14 protein-coding genes are annotated in these 17,433 nt (G+C 74.1%); 5 read left to right on the top strand and 9 right to left on the bottom strand.

Features of this window, described 5'->3' with window-relative positions; genetic code table 11:
• Window positions 1-24 precede the first annotated feature (24 nt).
• The 4 genes from ABZX67_RS29510 to ABZX67_RS29495 are packed head-to-tail and all read right to left on the bottom strand — an operon-like array spanning window position 25 to window position 4,274.
• Window positions 25-657 carry an ATP/GTP-binding protein gene (locus ABZX67_RS29510; RefSeq protein WP_355366471.1) on the bottom strand — a complete coding sequence of 211 codons (633 nt, stop codon included), beginning with the start codon at window positions 655-657 and terminating at the stop codon, window positions 25-27.
• Window positions 638-1,057: a DUF742 domain-containing protein gene (locus tag ABZX67_RS29505; RefSeq protein ID WP_355366468.1), complete on the bottom strand. Its 420-nt coding sequence runs from the start codon at window positions 1,055-1,057 to the stop codon at window positions 638-640. The genes ABZX67_RS29510 and ABZX67_RS29505 overlap by 20 nt, the downstream gene beginning before the upstream one ends.
• A complete protein-coding gene (locus tag ABZX67_RS29500; protein WP_355366465.1) occupies window positions 1,057-1,545 on the bottom strand; it encodes a roadblock/LC7 domain-containing protein in 489 nt (162 codons plus the stop codon). Before ABZX67_RS29500 ends, ABZX67_RS29505 begins: the two co-directional genes overlap by 1 nt.
• Window positions 1,542-4,274 (bottom strand): nitrate- and nitrite sensing domain-containing protein, encoded by a 2,733-nt coding sequence (locus ABZX67_RS29495; protein ID WP_355366462.1) that lies wholly within the window; start codon window positions 4,272-4,274, stop codon window positions 1,542-1,544. Before ABZX67_RS29495 ends, ABZX67_RS29500 begins: the two co-directional genes overlap by 4 nt.
• A 404-nt stretch (window positions 4,275-4,678) precedes the next feature.
• Between ABZX67_RS29495 and ABZX67_RS29490 the strand changes: the two genes are divergently transcribed.
• Window positions 4,679-5,452 (top strand): hypothetical protein, encoded by a 774-nt coding sequence (locus ABZX67_RS29490; RefSeq protein WP_355366459.1) that lies wholly within the window; start codon window positions 4,679-4,681, stop codon window positions 5,450-5,452.
• Window positions 5,453-5,513: 61 nt separating this feature from the next.
• Here the strand turns inward: ABZX67_RS29490 and ABZX67_RS29485 are convergent, their stop codons facing one another.
• The 4 genes from ABZX67_RS29485 to ABZX67_RS29470 form a co-directional block, all read right to left on the bottom strand.
• A complete protein-coding gene (locus ABZX67_RS29485; RefSeq protein WP_355366456.1) occupies window positions 5,514-6,425 on the bottom strand; it encodes a hypothetical protein in 912 nt (303 codons plus the stop codon).
• 76 nt (window positions 6,426-6,501) lie between these two features.
• The gene (locus ABZX67_RS29480) at window positions 6,502-6,984 is read right to left on the bottom strand and encodes a hypothetical protein (protein WP_355366453.1); all 483 of its coding nucleotides are present in this window, start codon (window positions 6,982-6,984) and stop codon (window positions 6,502-6,504) included.
• Window positions 6,985-7,121: 137 nt separating this feature from the next.
• The gene (locus tag ABZX67_RS29475; RefSeq protein ID WP_355366450.1) at window positions 7,122-7,820 is read right to left on the bottom strand and encodes a phenylalanine--tRNA ligase beta subunit-related protein; all 699 of its coding nucleotides are present in this window, start codon (window positions 7,818-7,820) and stop codon (window positions 7,122-7,124) included.
• 60 nt (window positions 7,821-7,880) lie between these two features.
• Window positions 7,881-8,495: a LysE family translocator gene (locus ABZX67_RS29470; RefSeq protein ID WP_355366447.1), complete on the bottom strand. Its 615-nt coding sequence runs from the start codon at window positions 8,493-8,495 to the stop codon at window positions 7,881-7,883.
• A gap of 28 nt (window positions 8,496-8,523) precedes the next feature.
• On the opposite strand from ABZX67_RS29470, the gene ABZX67_RS29465 reads away from it, so the two are divergent.
• Window positions 8,524-10,095 carry a PLP-dependent aminotransferase family protein gene (locus ABZX67_RS29465; RefSeq protein ID WP_355366444.1) on the top strand — a complete coding sequence of 524 codons (1,572 nt, stop codon included), beginning with the start codon at window positions 8,524-8,526 and terminating at the stop codon, window positions 10,093-10,095.
• A 4-nt stretch (window positions 10,096-10,099) separates the two neighbouring features.
• Here ABZX67_RS29465 and ABZX67_RS29460 read toward each other — a convergent pair whose 3' ends face one another.
• Entirely contained in the window at window positions 10,100-10,576 is a 477-nt protein-coding gene (locus ABZX67_RS29460; RefSeq protein ID WP_355366441.1) for a MarR family transcriptional regulator, read from the bottom strand.
• Between the two features lie 201 nt (window positions 10,577-10,777).
• On the opposite strand from ABZX67_RS29460, the gene ABZX67_RS29455 reads away from it, so the two are divergent.
• From ABZX67_RS29455 to ABZX67_RS29445, 3 genes are all read left to right on the top strand, one after another.
• Complete coding sequence (locus tag ABZX67_RS29455) at window positions 10,778-11,605, top strand: lysozyme (protein WP_355366438.1); 828 nt, start codon at window positions 10,778-10,780, stop codon at window positions 11,603-11,605.
• Window positions 11,606-11,774: 169 nt separating this feature from the next.
• Window positions 11,775-12,281: a hypothetical protein gene (locus tag ABZX67_RS29450; protein ID WP_355366435.1), complete on the top strand. Its 507-nt coding sequence runs from the start codon at window positions 11,775-11,777 to the stop codon at window positions 12,279-12,281.
• Window positions 12,278-17,416: a tetratricopeptide repeat protein gene (locus ABZX67_RS29445; RefSeq protein ID WP_355366432.1), complete on the top strand. Its 5,139-nt coding sequence runs from the start codon at window positions 12,278-12,280 to the stop codon at window positions 17,414-17,416. Before ABZX67_RS29450 ends, ABZX67_RS29445 begins: the two co-directional genes overlap by 4 nt.
• The last annotated feature ends 17 nt before the right edge of the window (window positions 17,417-17,433 follow it).

Genomic DNA, 17,433 nt, shown 5'->3' with positions numbered 1-17,433 from the left:
GGGGTTCCTTCACTCTTGCTCGGGTTACTCGGGGGTGGTTTCGAGCGCGCGGGCGACGAGCGCCAGCAGCGACTCGACGACCGTGTTCCGCTTCCGGGCGTCCATGATCACGATCGGTACGTCGGGCGGCACGGTCAGCGCCTCCCGTACGTCCTCGACCTCGAACAGCTCCGTCCCCTCGAAGTGGTTCACGGCCACGACGTACGGCAGCCCGCAGCTCTCGAAGTAGTCGAGTGCCGGGAAGCAGTCCGTCAGCCGTCGCGTGTCGGCCATCACGACCGCGCCGATGGCGCCGCGCACGAGGTCGTCCCACATGAACCAGAACCGCTGCTGGCCCGGCGTACCGAAGACGTACAGGACGAGGTCGTCGTCGAGCGTGATGCGGCCGAAGTCCATGGCGACGGTCGTCGTGGTCTTGCCGGGCGTGGCGGCGAGGTCGTCCGTCTCCGCGCTGGCCTGGGTCATCAGCGCTTCGGTCTGGAGCGGCGTGATCTCGGAGACCGACCCGACGAAGGTCGTCTTGCCGACGCCGAAGCCGCCCGCCACGACGACCTTGGTGGCGATGGGAGCGCGGGTCCGGTCGAGCTCCCAGGGCTGGAGCTGGTCCTGCGGTTGCTGTGCGGACTGTGCGGACTGTTCAGAGACGACGGAGGCCACCCAGCACCCTTTCGAGCAGTGCGCGGTCGGGCCGGCCGGTGCCGTGGTTGGTCCCGTACACACGTATCTTTCCCTGGTCGGCCAGGTCGCTGAGCAGCACCCGGACGACCCCCAACGGCATCTTCAGCAGCGCGGAGATCTCCGCGACCGTACGCATCCGGCGGCAGAGCTCGACGATGGCCCGCATCTCCGGCATCACCCGGGACCCCGGGCCGCCGCCGTTCGTCAGCTCCCGGCGCTCCTCCGAGGCTTCGAGCGCGGCGACGAAGGTCTCCACGAGCAGGACGTGACCGAAGCGGGTGCGGCCGCCGGTCAGCGAGTACGGGCGGACGCGGGCGGGGCGCCGGCCCTCGCCGCGTATCGGCAGTTTGCCGGCGGCGGACGCGGCAGCGGCGGACATCACTGGGCGGCCTCCATCGACTTGCGCAGCTCACTGCGGACTTCGGGGGTGAGGACATGTCCGGCGCGGCCCACGAAGAGCGCCATGTGGTACGCGACGACGCTCATGTCGCAGTCGGGCGTGGCGTGCACGCCGAGGAGTGAGCCGTCGCTGATCGACATCACGAAGAGGCTGCCTTCCTCCATGGCGATCATCGTCTGCTTCACCCCGCCGCCGTCCATGAGCTTCGCGGCGCCGATGGTGAGGCTGCCGACGCCGGAGACGATGGTGGCGAGGTCCGCGCTGGAGCCCCGGGGGCCGTCGGAACGGCGCGGGGAGGGGGCGGCGGGGGTGTTCCGCTCCGGGTCGGACGAGAGCAGGAGCAGCCCGTCGGACGAGACGACGGCTACGGAACGGACCCCTGGCACCTCCTCGACGAGGTTCCCCAGCAGCCAGTGCAGATTACGGGCCTCGCTGCTCAGCCCGGGTGAGCCGGTCGTCGCAGTCAACTGCGTGCCTCCTCGACTGTGTCCCCCGTCCGTTCGGTCTGTTCGGTGTCTCCTGTGGGTGCTGACGCGTCGGCGATCTCCGCCTCGGCGTCGCGGCGGCCCTCCAGGGCGCCGCGGTGGAACCCGCCGAGCCGTCGGCGCAGGGCCTCGGCGTCGACGCCGCCCTTGCGCTCGGCGCGCGGCTCGGACGTCGTCACGATCTTGGGTGTGCGCTTGGGCAGGCCCTTGTCGGTGAGGCGCTGCGGCTCCTCGGAGTCGTCGTCCGCCTCGTCGTCCGCCTCGCCGTCCTCCTCGTCGGGCAGGTCGGCGACCGTCTCGTCGGCGTCCGGCGGGCGCGGGGCGCGAACCTGGAGGGTGGCCTCGGCGACCGTGAGGTAGTCCGCCTCTTCCGCCTCCTCGGCCTCCTCAGCCCTCTCGGCCTCCGCAGCCTCTTCCGCCTCTTCCGCCTCGCGGATGGCCGACTCCGCCGCCTCCACCAGCGGATCGACGTCCGGAGCCGGGTCCGCGGCCGGTGCGGGCACGTCGCGGACGGCCCGGCCGCCCGGCAGCGCGTTGGAGTTGGCCTCGGCGACGGAGCCGGGCAGGTTCACCGCGGCCGCGGGCGCCGCGATGCGCTCCGGCTCGGTGGGCAGCAGCGCCTTCGGCAGGACGACGACCGCCGTGACGCCACCCTGCTTCTGCTCGCGCAGCTGTACGCGGACGCCGTGGCGCGCCGCCAGCAGCGCGGCCACCCGCAGCCCGAGGCCCTCGCCCTCCTCGGCCTCCGGGTCCCGGCCGCCGGCCGGGTCGGGGTCGGCGAGGCGGGCGTTGAGCTCGGCGAGCCGGCCCTCCGTCATCCCTATGCCCTCGTCCTGGACGGAGAGCATGATCTCGCCGCTCTCCAGCAGCCAGCCTGAGAGCTGGACCTTGGCGTCCGGCGGGGAGAAGGAGGTGGCGTTCTCCAGCAGTTCGGCCAGCAGGTGGCTGAGGTCGTCGGCGGCGAACCCGGCGACGTACGCGTGCGGCGGCAGCGACTGGATCGTGACCCGCTCGTACCGCTCGATCTCGCTGACGGCGGCGCGCAGCACGTCCACCAGCGGCACCGGGCCCTGGTGGGCGTGGTTGTGCTCGTGCCCGGCGAGGACCAGCAGGTTCTCGCTGTGGCGGCGCATGACCGTGGCGAGGTGGTCGAGCTTGAAGAGGGTGGCGAGCCGCTCCGGGTCCTGCTCGCGCTCCTCCAGCTTCTCGATGACGGCGAGCTGCCGCTCGACGAGGCCGAGCGTGCGCAGCGAGAGGTTCACGAAGGTGTGGTGGACGCTGTGCCGCAGCTGCTCCAGCTCCGCGGTGACCTCGGCGGTCCGCTCCCGCAGCTCGGCGCGCTGCCCGGCCAGTTCGGCGGCGAGCGCCTCACGGGCGGCGACGGCGTCCGCGCGCTCGGCGTCCAGCGCCTCGGCGCGCGAGCCGAGGTCGAGGAGCTTGCCGTGCAGGGTGTTGAGGGACCGTACGACCTGGGCGAACTCGTCGTTGCGGCCGGTGAAGCGGACCGGCTCCTCCACCTCGGGCGCGGCGGCGACGCGCGCGGCGCCGATGCGCAGCACGGCGAGCGGCCGGGTGAGCGTGCGGGCGACGGCGGTGGAGACGCCGATCGCGACGAGCAGGCAGCCGCCGAGGAGCGCGATGCGCAGCTCCAGCGCGGTGACGTCGTCGTCGCGCAGCCGCTCCATGCGGGCGACCTCGCCGGTGGCGAGGGCGGACTCAACACCGCGCATCTGCTCGATGCGGGCGGTGAGCGCGGCGGCGACCTTCTCGTCGTCGGTCTTCCGCTCGGCGCCGGACAGCTTGGGCTGGTCGGTGAGGCGGTCGAGGTAGCCCTCGGCGCTCTTGACCTCGGGGCCGGTGACGGTGCCGGCGAGGCGGTCGCGGGCGGCGGGCGAGGCGTCCCGGCCGAAGTCGGCGAGGGCGGCCTGTTCGCGGACGCGGGCCTGCTGGGCGGCGGCGCTGAGCGCGTCGCGCGTGCGGTCGGCCTCGGCGTCGGCGGGGTCGTCCTGCTGGACGAAGCGCCCGGTGGCGGGGTCGTAGACGGTCGTCCCGCCGTTCTTCTCGCCGGGGACGGCGAGGGCGGCGAGGAGCAGGCCGCGGGTGGCGGAGGCCTGTTCGGTGGCGCGGCCGAGCTCGGCGGCGGCGCGGGTGCCGGCGTCGGCGGCGCGGGCGGGGGTCTTGTCGGCCAGCTCGGCGGCGAGGGCCTGGAGCCGGGCGATGACGTCGCTGTAGGCGCGGTAGGCCTCCATGGCGGAGCCCTTGCCGGTGAGCGCGGCGCTCCGCAGGGCGGGCACGGCGTCGAGCTGCCGGCGCAGGTCGGCGGGCGCGTCGCCCTCGGCGGTGAGCTCGTCGATCTGGCGGTCGACGCGGGCCGTGTGCTCGGCGGCGACGGCCTTGTCGCGGTCCTCACCGCGATCCTCACCGGCGTCGCGCCCTGCGTCGCGCCCGGCGGCGATGTACGCGGTGACGTCGTCGCGCTCGTCGGCGAGCGAGTGGGCGAGGGTGACGGCCTGCCGGTTGAGCTGGGCGAGCGTCACCAGCCGCTGGGAGTCGTTGAGGTCCGCCGAGGCGGTGAGGACGGCGGGGGCGCCGGCCCCGATGACGGTGATGCCGACGAGCGCCACGCCGGCCACGAGCCGGCTGCGGACCCGTACGCCGCGGCCGCCCGGTGCCTGCTGAGGGTCGCCGGGAGTGTCACTGCGCTTCTGCACCGGTGCTCACATTCTTGAACTCGTCCACCCATGAAGCAGAGGTGACGGCCGTTCACCCGCGTCGACGGCCCACCCCCGGTACCTCGGGTACCCCTGGTACGGCTTCCGACCATTCCAGCGCTTTTGGGTAGGCAGCACGCATCGGCCACTCCGCCACCCGAACGAGTGAACAACACTCCGGAGTTGGCGAACAACTCGCCCGGAGGCCCGGCGTCCGGCCGTCCGCACACCGGGCTGGATCTTCGGCGCGGGCTTTGGCAGGATGCGCGCCCGCACCTTCTCGGACTCGGGCATTCCGCCCGTACGCGTCCGCCCGCACCGGCGCCGCCCCACCGGTGCGGGCCACTTCGCACCGCTTGTGGGCGCTGTGAAGGAGTCGTGTGCGGTCCGGCAGACTGGGGGCCATGCACACCGAGATCTCCTCCGTCCCGGGTGACCGGGAACGCCCCAACGAGGACTGGGCTTCCGTGGCCGTACCGGCCTCGGGGCAGGGCGGCGTGGCGGTCGCCCTGGACGGGGTGACGCCCCTGGAGGGCGACGTGGGTTGTGTGCATCCGGTCCCGTGGTTCACGGCCCGCCTCGGTGGCGCGCTGACCGAACTGTCCGCTTCGCGACCGGACATGACCCTGACCGCGATCCTGTCGGAGGCAATCCGGCGCACCGCGGACGCCCACCGCGGCACGTGTGACCTTTCTCACGTCCGTACGCCTCAGGCGACGGTGGTCGTGGCGCGCTGGGACGGGGAGGCCGTGGAGTATCTGGTGCTCTCCGACTCGGTCCTGCTGCTGGAGGGCTGGGACGGGTCGGTGCGGGCGGTGGTCGACGACCGGCTGGCCCTGCTGCCGCCGGGTTCCCTCGCCTCGAACGCGATCGCCGACGCGACCGTGCGCAACCGGGAGGGCGGCTTCTTCACCGCGGCCGCCGATCCGTCGGTGGCGGCCCGGGCGGTGACGGGCCGTACGCCGCGGAGCGAGGTGCGGGCGCTGGCGGCCCTGACGGACGGGGCGACGCGCTGGACGGAGGTGTTCGGCGCGGGCGACTGGGCGGCCTGCTTCGAGGTGCTCCGCAAGGAGGGCCCGCGCGGCCTGATCGCCCGGGTGCGGGAGCTGGAGCGGGCGCAGCCGCCGGGGCGCGGGAAACGGCACGACGACGCGACGGCGGTGTACGTGGAGCTGTGAGAAGCACCCGCCCCTGGGACGGCAAGGGCGGCGGCACCTCACGGATGAGCCCACGGATGGGTCAGGGGCGGCAGAACTCCGAGGCGGCGACGTAACCGCCCTCGTTCTCGTCGTCCGTGGCGACGACCCCCTCGCGGGAGTGCGGCAGGCACGCCAGGGCCTCGATCTTGTGGCCGGGGAAGGTGGCGAGCCGGTGCGGGGAGCGGTGGACGGCCAGGCGGACCCGGTCGTCGCCGCCCGGCGAGGCGGTCACGCGGCCCGCGTCGAAGAGGGCGGAGTCGTACGGGCCGTCGTCGCCCGGGTCGGACGCGGACGAGACCGTGATCCGTCCGGTGGCCGAGACCTTGACGTCCGATATGTGCCGTACGTCGTGCGCCGGGTACGGGACCCGGAACGCGACGGAGGTGGGCGTGCCGAAGGCGTTCCCGGCCGGGTTCCACCGGGCCGCGGAGAGGGTCGCGGGACGCTCGTCCTGCCCCCGGTCGGCCCAGACGGCGATGATCGTCCCGTTCCGGGCAGCGGTGAGGGCGAAGCCCTCGTAGTTGTCGTCCGGGGAGACTCCGGGCACCGGGAACGCCGCCACCACCCGGGCGGAGCCCCCCTCCCAGTGGATGCGGTACGCGGTGCCGCCGCTGGCGAGCGCGACGTACTCGTGCGGACGGCCCGGAACGCCGTCGATGGCCTCCAGGTCCACGGCGGGCTCGCCGCTCCAGTCCACGGCCCGCTGCCGGGGCTCGGCGCCCGGGCGGTAGCTCAGGGCCACGAGCCGGTTCTCGCCCGGCTTCTTGTTGTCGCGCACGGCGAGCAGCTCCGCCGTACCGTCACGGCGAGTGGTGTCGACGGCGATGCCGCTGATGCCCGAGGTGATGTCGTGACCCACGCGCTGCCAGCCGGTGGCGTGGGAGGTGGCGTGAGCGGTGGGGGTGAGGAGCGCGGCGCCCGCGAGGGCCGTGCTCAGTACTTTCTTGATCATCGGTCGATGATGAAGGGGAGGGCCCGCTTCCGGCCACCGTCGGCCGGTTATGGAGTTCGCAAAAAGTCCCGGACCTTCAACAGGCCTTGCGCGCCCGGTCCTCGAACGCCTCTCTCGTCATGGTGCCGTCAAGGGTCAGCACCTCTCCGGGCGGCACCGCTTCGAGTTGTCCGGCGTCGAAGGTCACCGAGGCGCTGTAGGCGTAGGAGTCATCGGGATCGGCGAACGCGAGCTCGTACGCGTAGCCCGGGCGCAGGGTCTGCGGGCCCCGGATCTCGGCCGCCCAGGGGGCGGGCGGCGCGAACAGCGGGAAGTCCGCGGCCTCGTGCAGCCCGGGGGCGTCCCAGCCGACCCACGGCTCCTCCCCCTCGGCACCGGCGCCGGTGCCGCGCAGCCCGGGGCCGCGCACGCGATCGGCGTCGTCGCACGACCGCAGCAGCGCGTAGGCGGTGCCCTGCTGGTCCACGTACACCGCCGCCAGGGGCCGCAGTTCCGGCGAGCACCCCGCCCCGGCCAGCATGATCGCGCCGCTCAGCGCCGCGGCAAGGCCGGCTCGCACCGTCCTGCTCGTCCGGCCCCTCACCACTGCGTGCCTCCCCTCAGCCTCCCCGCGCGTAGTCTCGCACCGGGCAGCGGCCCTTGGCAGGGCGTCGAGCGAGGGCGTCCAGCGGGGCGTCCGGCGGACCTTCGGCCGGCTCACGCATCGAAGCGCGGGGCCGTGCGGCTCAGCAGCGCCGTCCTCGGCGTCGTGTTCCACAGCGCCGTCAGCTCGGCTGCGAGCGTGTCGGCGAGCCGTCGTACGTCCTCGGCGCCCGTCCCGTGCACCGCCTCCGCGATGATCAGGACGCTGCTGGTCTCCTCCCGCACGGCGGAGGCGCCGCTCTGCCGGTTGGTCCAGCGCCGGGAGTGCGCCTGCCCCTCCCGGTCGGCGTAGATCACTTCGCCGGGCGCCGGGTTCTCCTTCTCGCCGCCGAACGTCACGTACGTCTCGTCGCCGTGCGCGTACCGCACCTCCAGCGACGGCGGCGCGAGCGCGGAGACGTCGAAGACGCCGACGGGGATGGCGTACGCGACGGACACGGCGTTGCAGAGGTCGATGAGGGGGTGGATCCGGGGCAGGGATCCCTCCCTGCGCAGGCGCCGCAGCAGCGACTCGGAGGCGCAGCGGTACTGGGTCGGCTTGAGCCCCATGCGGGAGAAGGCGCGCCGCCAGGCCTGGATCTCGGGGAGCTGTCCCTCGGAGCCGGCGGCGGCGAGCCGGTCCGTCGCCCGCGCGGTGTACGCGGCGATCCGGCGGTCCGCCGGGACGTCGGGGGTGATGCCCTCGGCGTGGAGGACGGCGGGTGCGAGCTCGGGGAAGTCCCGCCAGAGCGCGCCGGCGTGCTGGACGTACATGCAGGGCTCCGTTTTTCGGGCCTCAGAGGAAGGTCTCAGAGGGAGGTGTCAGAGGGACGCTCAGAGGAAGGCGAGGCGGGCACCGAGGGCCGCGAACGCGCCCGCGAAGACCCGGCGCAGCCAGGTCAGGACGCGGGGCCGGGTCAGGACGCGGCTGCGCATGGCGGCGGCGAACCGCCCGTACAGGAGGAAGACGACGAAGGTGAGCGCCATGAACACGGCGCTGAGCTGCACCATGCGGGGCAGGGCGCCGGGCTCCCCCGGGGTCGTGAACTGAGGCAGGAAGGCGAAGAAGAAGAGGGTGAGCTTGGGGTTGAGCAGATTGACCAGCACCCCGGAGGCGATGACCCGCGCGGCGGACGGGGGCGCGGCCGCCCGGTCCCGGTCGTCGACCGTGAACGCGTCCTTGTCGCGGAGGGTGCTCCACGCCATGGAGAGGAGGTAGGCGACGCCGAGATAGGTGAGGATCCGGAAGCCCAGGGCGCTGGTGTGCAGCAGCGCGGCGAGGCCGGTGAGCGCGGCGGCCAGGTGCGGCAGGGTCCCCAGCGTGCAGCCCACCGCCGCGACGGCGGCGGCGCGGGTGCCGCGGGAGAGGCCGGCCGCGACCGTGTAGAGGACGCCCGTGCCGGGGGTGGCGACGACGACCAGCGACGTCAGCAGGAACTCGGTGTTCATGGCTCAACCCTCGCGCCACAATGGCCGGGTGCACAGGTCCAATGGTGACGCTTCCGGCCGGTCCATAACCGCCGCCGGTGCGGACTTCCTGCAACTGAACCTCGCCGAGGCCCCGGTGGGCGGGATGTCCGCCTGGCTGGCCGACCGGCTGCGCCGCGCGATAGCGGACGGCAGCCTGCCGGTCGGCAGCCGGCTGCCCGCCACGCGGGTGCTCGCGGCGGAACTGCGGGTATCGCGGGGCGTGGTGACGGAGGCGTACCAGCGGCTGACGGAGGACGGCCATGTGGCGGGCCGCCGGCGGGGCGGCACGATCGTGGTGGCGTCCCCGGTGCTGCCGCTGGACCGGGCGCAGGGGGCCGGCGCCCGGCCCGGGGTCCTCGGCCGCGTACGGGCCGCCGACCGGGCACCGGCACCCGCACCCGCACCCGCACCCGACCGGCTACCGGCCCCCGCCCAGGGGGTGTTCACCACCACCCCCTCCCCCGACGTCTTCGACGCGCTCCGGGCCGCCCCCGCGCGGATCAACCTGGCACCCGGCGTACCGGACCTCGCGGCGTTCCCGCGGGCGGCGTGGCTGCGCGCCGAGCGGGCCGTACTGCACGAGCTGTCCGCGTACGACCTCGGGTACGGCGACCCCCGCGGCGCGCCGGAGCTGCGGCGGGCCGTGGCCGACTGGCTCGCGCGCAACCGGGGGTTCCGGGCGCGTCCGGACGAGGTGGTCATCACCTCCGGCACCGCGCAGGCGTTCGGCCTGATCGCCGAGGTGCTCCGCGAGCGGGACGGCGTCACGGCCATGGCGGTGGAGGACCCGGGGGCGCTCGGCGCCCGCCAGCACCTGGCGGACCGGCGGCTTCGGACGCCGGCCGTGCCGGTCGACGCCGAGGGCGTGCGCGTGGACGCGCTGCGCGCGACCGGCGCCCCCGCGGTCCTGCTGACCCCGGCGCACCAGTTCCCGACGGGCGTGGTGCTCAGCGGGGCGAGGCGCCGGGAGCTGATGGCGTGGGCGACCGGCACGGGAGGCCTGATCGTCGAGGACGACTACGACGCGGAGCACCGCTACGACCGGCCGCCCGTCCCGGCGCTGCGGTCGGTACTGCCGGACCACGTCTGCTACGCCGGCAGCGTCTCCAAGCTCCTCGCCCCCGCGCTGCGGACCGGCTGGATGGTGCCGCCGCCGGCGTACCGGGAGGCGCTCGTGGACGCCAAGCGCTTCGCCGACCTGGGCAACGCCGTGCTGCCCCAGCTGGTGCTGGCGCGCCTGATGGAGTCGGGCGCGATGGAGCGGCACCTGCGCCTGCTGCGCCGCCGGCACCGGCAGCGCCGGGACGCGATGATCGGCGCGATCGGGGCGCACCTGCCGGGTGCGGTGGTCCACGGCGCGGCGGCGGGCCTGCACCTGACAGTCACGTTCGACGGCCGGTTCCCGGACACGGAGCTGGCCGCGGCGGCGCTGGCGCGCGGCGTGAAGACGCAGCCGCTGTCCTGGCACCGCCAGTCGCCCGGGCCGCCGGGCCTGGTCCTCGGGTACGCCGCCGGTGCGCCCACCGCGATCGGCGAGGGCGTGGCGCTCATCGGCGCGGCCCTGCGCGAGGTGGCCTGACGCCCTACGACGCCTCTTCCCCGCCCGCGTTCAGCTGGTGCAGCAGCCGCGCGAGCTCGGCGACCTCGGCGCGGTCCCAGCCGGCGAGCTTGCGGCGGTAGCGCGCGCGGCGGGCGTCGCGTACGTGGCGGAAGCGGGCGCGGCCCTCGTCGGTGAGGCGTACGAGCGAGGCGCGGCCGTCGTCGGGGTCGGGGGCGCGGGCGACGAGCCCGAGGTCCTCCAGGGCGCGCAGCTGACGGCTCATGGTCGCCTTGCCGACGCCGAAGTACGCGGCGAGGTCGGTGGCGCGCTGGCTGCCGGTGGCGTCGAGGCGTACGAGCAGCCCGTACGCGGCGGGCTCCAGCTCGGGGTGGACCTCGCGGGCCATCTCGCCGGACTGGGCGCGGGCGCGGCGCAGGAGGACGGACAACTCCCGTTCGAGGGCCAGGAATTCCTGGTCCGCTGCCGTTCCCGCTTCGCTTCCCGCACCGCTTCTGTGCACGTCACACCCCTCGCACGCTTCCTTTTGAGTCTGAAAGTTTCTCCCGGCGGCAGGGCGTCGCCGCAGCGTGCACAGTATTTCGCAGGAGTAGACCAACGGCGGTCTCCGACCCCTCTTCCGGCCTGTCTTCTACGTGCGTAGCGTGAGAGGCCCCTGACATGTCCACACCATGTCAGCGATCCCCACTTTCGGAGGCACGCCATGTCCGTGCGCAGATCCGGAACCACCAGACCCAGACCCCCCGCCAGAGCCGCCGTCCTCCTCCTCTCCGTACTGGCCCTCCTGCTCACCCTCCCGGGCACGGCGGCCGCCGCCGACCGGCCCGCCCGGGGCACCGCGTACATGGGTATGGGCGTTCCCGCCCACGACGGCGTGGGCGGCCTGCCACCGGCCGGGCGCGCCGTCCAGACGGAGGGCGTGGACGTCTCCAGCCACCAGGGCAACGTGAACTGGCCGGCCCTGTGGACCAGCGGCGTGAAGTGGGCCTATGTGAAGGCCACCGAGGGCACGTACTACGAGAACCCCTACTTCGCGCAGCAGTACAACGGCTCCTACAACGTCGGCATGATCCGGGGCGCGTACCACTTCGCCACCCCCGACACCACGTCCGGCGCCGCCCAGGCCGACTTCTTCGTGAACAACGGCGGCGGCTGGTCCCGCGACGGCAGGACCCTGCCGGGTGTCCTGGACATCGAGTGGAACCCGTACGGCAGCACCTGCTACGGCAAGACCCAGTCGGCGATGGTCACCTGGATCCGCGACTTCCTGAACCGCTACAAGTACCGCACGGGCCGCGACGCGGTGATCTACACCGCCACCACCTGGTGGAAGCAGTGCACCGGCAACTACGGCGGCTTCGGCGCCTCCAACCCCCTGTGGGTGGCGCGCTACAACACGACGGTCGGCGAACTCCCGGCCGGCTGGGCCTACTACACGATGTGGCAGTACACCTCCACGGGCCCGATCGTCGGCGACCACAACAAGTTCAACGGCGCCTACGACCGCCTCCAGGCCCTCGCCTACGGCTGAGCCCACCCCGGCGGTGGAGGTGGGGCTCACGGTGAGGCCCACCTCCACAGATCGCCCTCACCGCAGGGAAGTTGACCGGAACCACGCCGAGTGAACCCAGCCCATCAGCCGCGGCCCAATGGCACACTTGTGCCCTCGGAGTGGTCGAGTTCCCCTGGAGGAGATCGCCTTGGACCCCGCCGTCGCGGCCGTCGCCGCCACCGCCGCGACCACGCTCGTCACAGCGATGACGACGGACGCCTGGGACCACACGAAGCGGGGTTTCGTCCGGCTGCTCGGGCGCGGCCAGGCCGACGAAGCCGCCGCTGCCGAGGCGGAGTTGGAGCAGGCCCGTGAGACCGTCCTCACCGCCTGTGAGGGGGGCGACGAGTCGGCCCTGGGCGCCGCGCACGACGACTGGGCGGCCCGGCTCGGGGCGGCCCTGGAGAGGAACGCCGACCGCTCGGCCGAGAGCGAGGAGCTGCTGCGCGAACTGCTCGCCGGGCAGCCCGGCGCCGACGGCGAGATCCGCGCCCTGGGGGCGGCGCTGCGCGGAACAGGAGCCGGTGGCGTCTACAGCCAGGTGGTCCACAACGGGGGTGCGGGCGCACAGGGCCCGGGGGCCGCCGTCACCATCAACCACCACCATTACGCACCCGGCGGTTCGCCGGCCCAGGCGCCCATCGGTGAGTCTTGACCGAGCCGCGCTACGAACAGCATCTCGCCGCCGGCGCGGTGGCGGCACAGGGCCCGCACGCCACCGCGACCGTCAACCACTACTACGGTACGCGGCTGCCCACGATCGAGGCGTTACCCGCCCCGGCCGCCCCGGACACGGCGTGGCTGATGGCGCAGCCCAGCCGTCTCCTCGACGCGCGCAGCCACGTCGTCCCCTTCGTCGGCCGGAAGGCGGAGCTGGAGCGGCTGCGGCAGTGGCGGGACGCGCCGGACGCACGGCTTTCGGTACTGCTGCTGCACGCTCCCGGCGGGGAGGGCAAGACCCGGCTCGCCCTGGAGTTCGCCGAACAGTCCCGGAGCCCCGGCTTGCCGGCGGCCGAGCGCTGGCAGGTCCTCCAGGGGGGCTTCCGGGGCGGAGGCTCGCCCACGGGTGACGTGGCACCCTCCCCCGCGGAAGGGGCCGGAGTGCTGCTCGTCGTCGACTACGCCGACCGCTGGGCGCACAGTGAGCTGGAACGCCTGCTGTCCGACCCCGTCCTGCACCGGCAGCGGCCCACGCGCGTCCTGCTGATCGGCCGCACGGTCCGCTGGTTCGCGGCCCTCCGCGGGGAGCTCGCCGACCGTCGCGCCGCCACGGGCGACCTGCTTCTCCCCTCCCTGGACGCGGACCGGCCGCGGATGTTCACCGCCGCTCGGGACCGCTTCGCCGCGAGTGACCTGTACGACCTGCCGGACCTCGCAGGCATCGAACCGCCCGCTTCCCTGCACCACCGCGACTTCGGCCTGACGCTGAACCTGCACATGGCCGCCCTGGTCTCCGTCGACGCCCACGCGCGCGGTGAGCGGCCGTCCCTGGCGGAACCGCACGAGCTGTCGGCCTACCTCCTGGACCGCGAGTACCGGGCATGGCAGCGGCTGTTCGACGCGGGCGGACACGGGCAGGACTACCGGACCCGGCCCTCGGTCATGGCCAAGACGGTGTTCACCGCCACCCTCACCGGTGCGGTGAGCCACGACGCCGGGACGCGGGCGCTGCGCGCCCTCGACCTGCCGGGCCACCCGCAGGATCTCCTCCTCGACCACCGGTTCTGCTACCCGCCCTCCGACCGTGAGCTGGTCCTGGAGCCGCTCTACCCCGACCGGCTCGCCGAGGACTTCCTCGGCCTGCTCACCCCCGGGCACGACATCAGCGCGTACGACCCGGACCCGTGGGCGAGCGGGGTCCCGGCCGCCCTGCTGGACGGTGAGCTGAGGCCCACCGTGGCCCCGCGGGCCGTGACGTTCCTCGCGTCCGCCACAGACCGCTGGGCCCACCTCGGCGAACGGGTGCTCTACCCCTTGCTGCGCGCCGAACCCGGCCTCGCGATCGCGGCCGGCAGCCCCGCCCTGACCGCGCTCGCCGCCCTCGCCGACGCGGGCGAGGCGCGCGTCGAGCCCTCTTTGCTCGCGGTCCTGGAGGCCGTCGAAGCGCAGCTGCCCTCGGGGCGCCACGCGGACCTGGACAGCGGAATACTGTCCGTTGCCGAGACCCTGATCGCGCACCGTCTGGCCACGACCACGGACCTCGGCCAACGCGCCTGGCTGTACGGCACGCTGGCGTGGCGCCGGGCCAACGCCGGCCGCCGGGAGCAGGCGGTCGGCCCCGCCGAGAAGGCCGTGCGCCTGCACCGTGAGCTCGCCGGGAGCGACCCCGGCCATCTTCCTCATCTGGCGAACTCCCTCAGTGTCCTCGGCGACCGGCTGTCCGCCGCCGGCCGCTGGGAGGAGGCGCTGTTCGTCGCCGAGGAATCCGTGGCGATCAGCCGCCGCCTGGCCGACGCCGACCCCGACGCTCACCAGGACCGCCTGGCGGACTCGCTGGCGGGGCTCGGCAACCGGCTGTCCCGGCACGGCCGGCCCGAGGAAGCCCTGGCCGCCACGCAGGAGGCGGCCGAGCTCTACCGGCGCCTGGCCCACGCCGACCCCGGGTACCGGCCCGACCTGGCCGGGCTGCTCGACAACCTGGGCCTGCGCCTGATCGACGCGGGCCGCACCGAGGAAGGTCTGGCCGCCGGTGAAGAGGCGGTCGAGCTGTACCGGCGCCTCGCCGACGCCGACCCCGACGCCGAGCGGCATCACTTCGCCATGGCGCTCGCCAACCTCGGGGCCGCCCTGCGCGCCGCGGGCCGCACCGAGGAGGGCCTCGAGCTCACGGAGGTGGCCACCGACCTGTACCGGCAGCTGGCGGACGCCAACCCCGACGCCCACCGACCCGACCTGACGACCGCACTGATCAGCCTCGGGGACTTCCTGGCGGACGTGGGCCGCGGGGAGGAGGCCCTCGCTCCGGCCGAGGAGGCCGTCGTCATCCAGCGTCAGCTGGCCGACACCGACTTCGCCGCCCACTGCCTCGGTCTGGCCAAGGTCCTGAACAACCTCGGCACCCGGCTGCTCGCCCTGGGCCACGAGGAGCGGGCCCTGGCCGTCACACGAGAGGCCGACGACCTCTTCCGGCAGCTGGCGCTCGCCCACCCCACGGTCGACCTCCCCGAGCACGCCGACGTACGCAGCCGGCTGGCCCGCACCCCGAGCAAGGTCCGGGAGGAGGCTCTGGCCGCCACGCGGGAGGCGGCGGAGCTGTACCGGCAGCTGGACGAGACGTTCGCCGGTGTGGAACGCGCCGACCTCGCCGTGTCGTTGGGGAAGGCCGGCCAGAACCTGGCTCGCCTGGGGCGTTACGAGGAGGCCGTCACCGCCGTGGAGCGGGCCGCCGCCGTCCACATCGAAAGGGGTGACCGCCGTCGCGCGGCCGAGCTGCTCCTCGAATCGGGCCACGCCTTGATGGGCATGCGACGCTCCAAGGACGCGGCCGCCCTCTTCGACGGCGCCGCCGGTCATTTCCGCCGGACCGGTGCCCGCGTCCTGGAAGCCACCGCACTGACCAACCTCGGCACCGCCCTGGCCGACGACGGCCGCCCGGACGAGGCCGTCGCCGCCTGCGAACGGGCCGCGGCCGCCTTCCGGGGCGCCAGACCGCGGATCTTCGAGGTCGCGGCGCTCACCAACCTGAGCAATGCGCTGACGGCCGCGAAGCGGCACGCCGAGGCGGCCGAGGTCAGCCGGCGTGCCGCCGCTCTCTCCGACGAGACCGACGAGACCGGCGTCACCGGTGACACCGGCGGCGGCCGCCGTGAGGGCCTGCCGTTCCACAACCTCGGCAACGCCCTCGTCAATCAGGGGCGGTACGAGGAGTCACTCGCCCCCACGCGGCAGGCCGCGGCCATCTACCGCGAGAACGGCGACCGCCCCCGCGAGGCGGACTCCCTCAGCAATCTGGCCGACGCCCTGTACGAGACGGACCGGCTCGACGAGGCGATCACCGCCTACCGGCGTTCGGCCGCGCTCTTCCACGAGACCGGCGCCCGCGGCAAGGAGGCCCGGGTGCTCAGCCGGCTCGGCACCACCCTGCTGCGCACGCGGCGCTACGACGAGGCCGTGACCGCCACGCAGCAGGCCGCGGCGGTCTTCCGCGAGCTCGGCGACCGCACCGGTGAGGCGTCGGCGCTCATCAACCTCGGCAACGCCTGCACGGAGACGAGCCGTTACGCGGAGGCCGCCACCGCCTGCGGGAAGGCCGCCGCCCTCCTGCGCGAGACCGGTGACCACGAGCGCGAGGCCCATGCGCTGGCCAACCGCAGCGAGGCCCTGGCCAGAACGGAGCGGTTCGAGGAGGCCATCACCGCCTGCGAAGAGGCCGCCACCGGTTACCGCAAGGCGGGCAACCGCGAACGCGAGCGCGTGATGCTGCACACCCTCGCCATCCATCTCGTTCAGGTGCACCGGTGCGCCGAGGCGATCACCGCGTACCGGCAGGCGCTGGACATCTGCCGGGAGCTCGGCGACCGCGACGGCGAGCTGGCGGTGTTGCTCAGCCTGTCCCACGTCCTCGCGTACGAGGGCCGGTACGAGGAGGCCGTGCCCGTCTGCGAGCAGGCCGCGTCCGGTTACCGCGAGGCCGGCGACCCGGCGCACGAGGGCGAAGTGCTCGACCGGCTCGGATCCGCGCTGATGGCGCTGGGGCGCGTCGAGGAGTCCGTCACCGCCCGGGAGCGGGCCGTCACCGCGTTCCGCGCCGCGGGTGACGCACGCGGCGAAGGAGCGGCGTACGGCGCACTCGGCGAAGCCCTGCTGAGGTGGGGACGGCACGCGGAGGCCGTCGCCGCCGGCCGGCACGCCGCCGCGACGCACCGGCGGTCCGGTGACCGCGCCCCGGAGGCCCACGCGCTCACCGTCGTCGGGCGGGGCCTGAACGGGCAGGGAAAGCCGAGGAAGGCCATCACCGTCTGTACGGAGGCCGTCGAGCTCCTCCGCGGGACCGGCAACGGCCGCGGCGAGGCCGAAGCGCTGCTCCACCTCGGCGACGCCCTCTCCTCGGCGGGCCGGCAGGCGGAGTCCATGGCCGTCGTACGACAGGCCGTCGGCCGTTACCGGGAGTCGGGCGACCCACGTGGCGAGGGCCTCGCTCTCTACCGCCTGGGCGAGGGACTCATGGCCGAGGCCCGGTACGGCGAGGCCGTCCCCACGTACGAGCGCGCTGCCGCTCTCTTCCGGGAGATCGACCTCGCCGGCATGGAGGGATCCGCGCTCCTCAACCTGTGCCGCGCCCTGCGGGCGCTGGACCGGGACGAGGAAGCCGTCACCGCCTACCGGCGGGCCGCCGCCGTCTACCCCCGGACGGGCGACCGCGAACGGGAGTCCCAGGTCCACTTCCACCTCGCCCACCTGCTGGAGGGGATGGGCCGGTCCGCGGAAGCCGCCCCGGCCTACCGGCGCGCCGCGGAGCTGTTCCGGGCCGGAGAGGACCTCGCCAACGAAGGCCAGGCGCGGTTCCGGCTCGGCATCGTCACCGTGGGGCTCCGGCAGTACGAGGAGTCCGTCCCCGCGTTCGAGCGGTACCTGGAGATCTGCCGGGAGACCGCCGACGGCCAGGGAGAGGGCATGGCGCTGCTCCTCCTCGGCGGCCTGCTGGTGGACGTGGGACGGTACGAGGAGGCTGTCACCGTCAACCAGCAGGCGGCCGACCACTTCCGCCGGTCCGGCAACCCGGACTCGGTGAACCTGGCTCTGAGCCATCGGGGCAAGGCGCTGCGCGCGCTGGGACGCGGTAACGGATAGGGCCTGCGGGCGTGCGC

Origin of the sequence: Streptomyces sp. NPDC003036, from assembly GCF_040611175.1 — a bacterium.
Classification (GTDB): Bacteria; Actinomycetota; Actinomycetes; order Streptomycetales; family Streptomycetaceae; genus Streptomyces.
This window is presented reverse-complemented; position numbering and strand designations above follow the sequence as displayed.

Excerpts from the sequence above, each read along its gene's own strand:
- ABZX67_RS29490 (WP_355366459.1), top strand. The coding sequence starts at position 4,679 with ATGCACACCGAGATCTCCTCCGTCCCGGGTGACCGGGAACGCCCCAAC.
- ABZX67_RS29475 (WP_355366450.1), bottom strand. The coding sequence starts at position 7,820 with ATGTACGTCCAGCACGCCGGCGCGCTCTGGCGGGACTTCCCCGAGCTC.
- ABZX67_RS29455 (WP_355366438.1), top strand. The coding sequence starts at position 10,778 with ATGTCCGTGCGCAGATCCGGAACCACCAGACCCAGACCCCCCGCCAGA.
- ABZX67_RS29470 (WP_355366447.1), bottom strand. The coding sequence starts at position 8,495 with ATGAACACCGAGTTCCTGCTGACGTCGCTGGTCGTCGTCGCCACCCCC.
- ABZX67_RS29505 (WP_355366468.1), bottom strand. The coding sequence starts at position 1,057 with ATGTCCGCCGCTGCCGCGTCCGCCGCCGGCAAACTGCCGATACGCGGC.
- ABZX67_RS29485 (WP_355366456.1), bottom strand. The coding sequence starts at position 6,425 with ATGATCAAGAAAGTACTGAGCACGGCCCTCGCGGGCGCCGCGCTCCTC.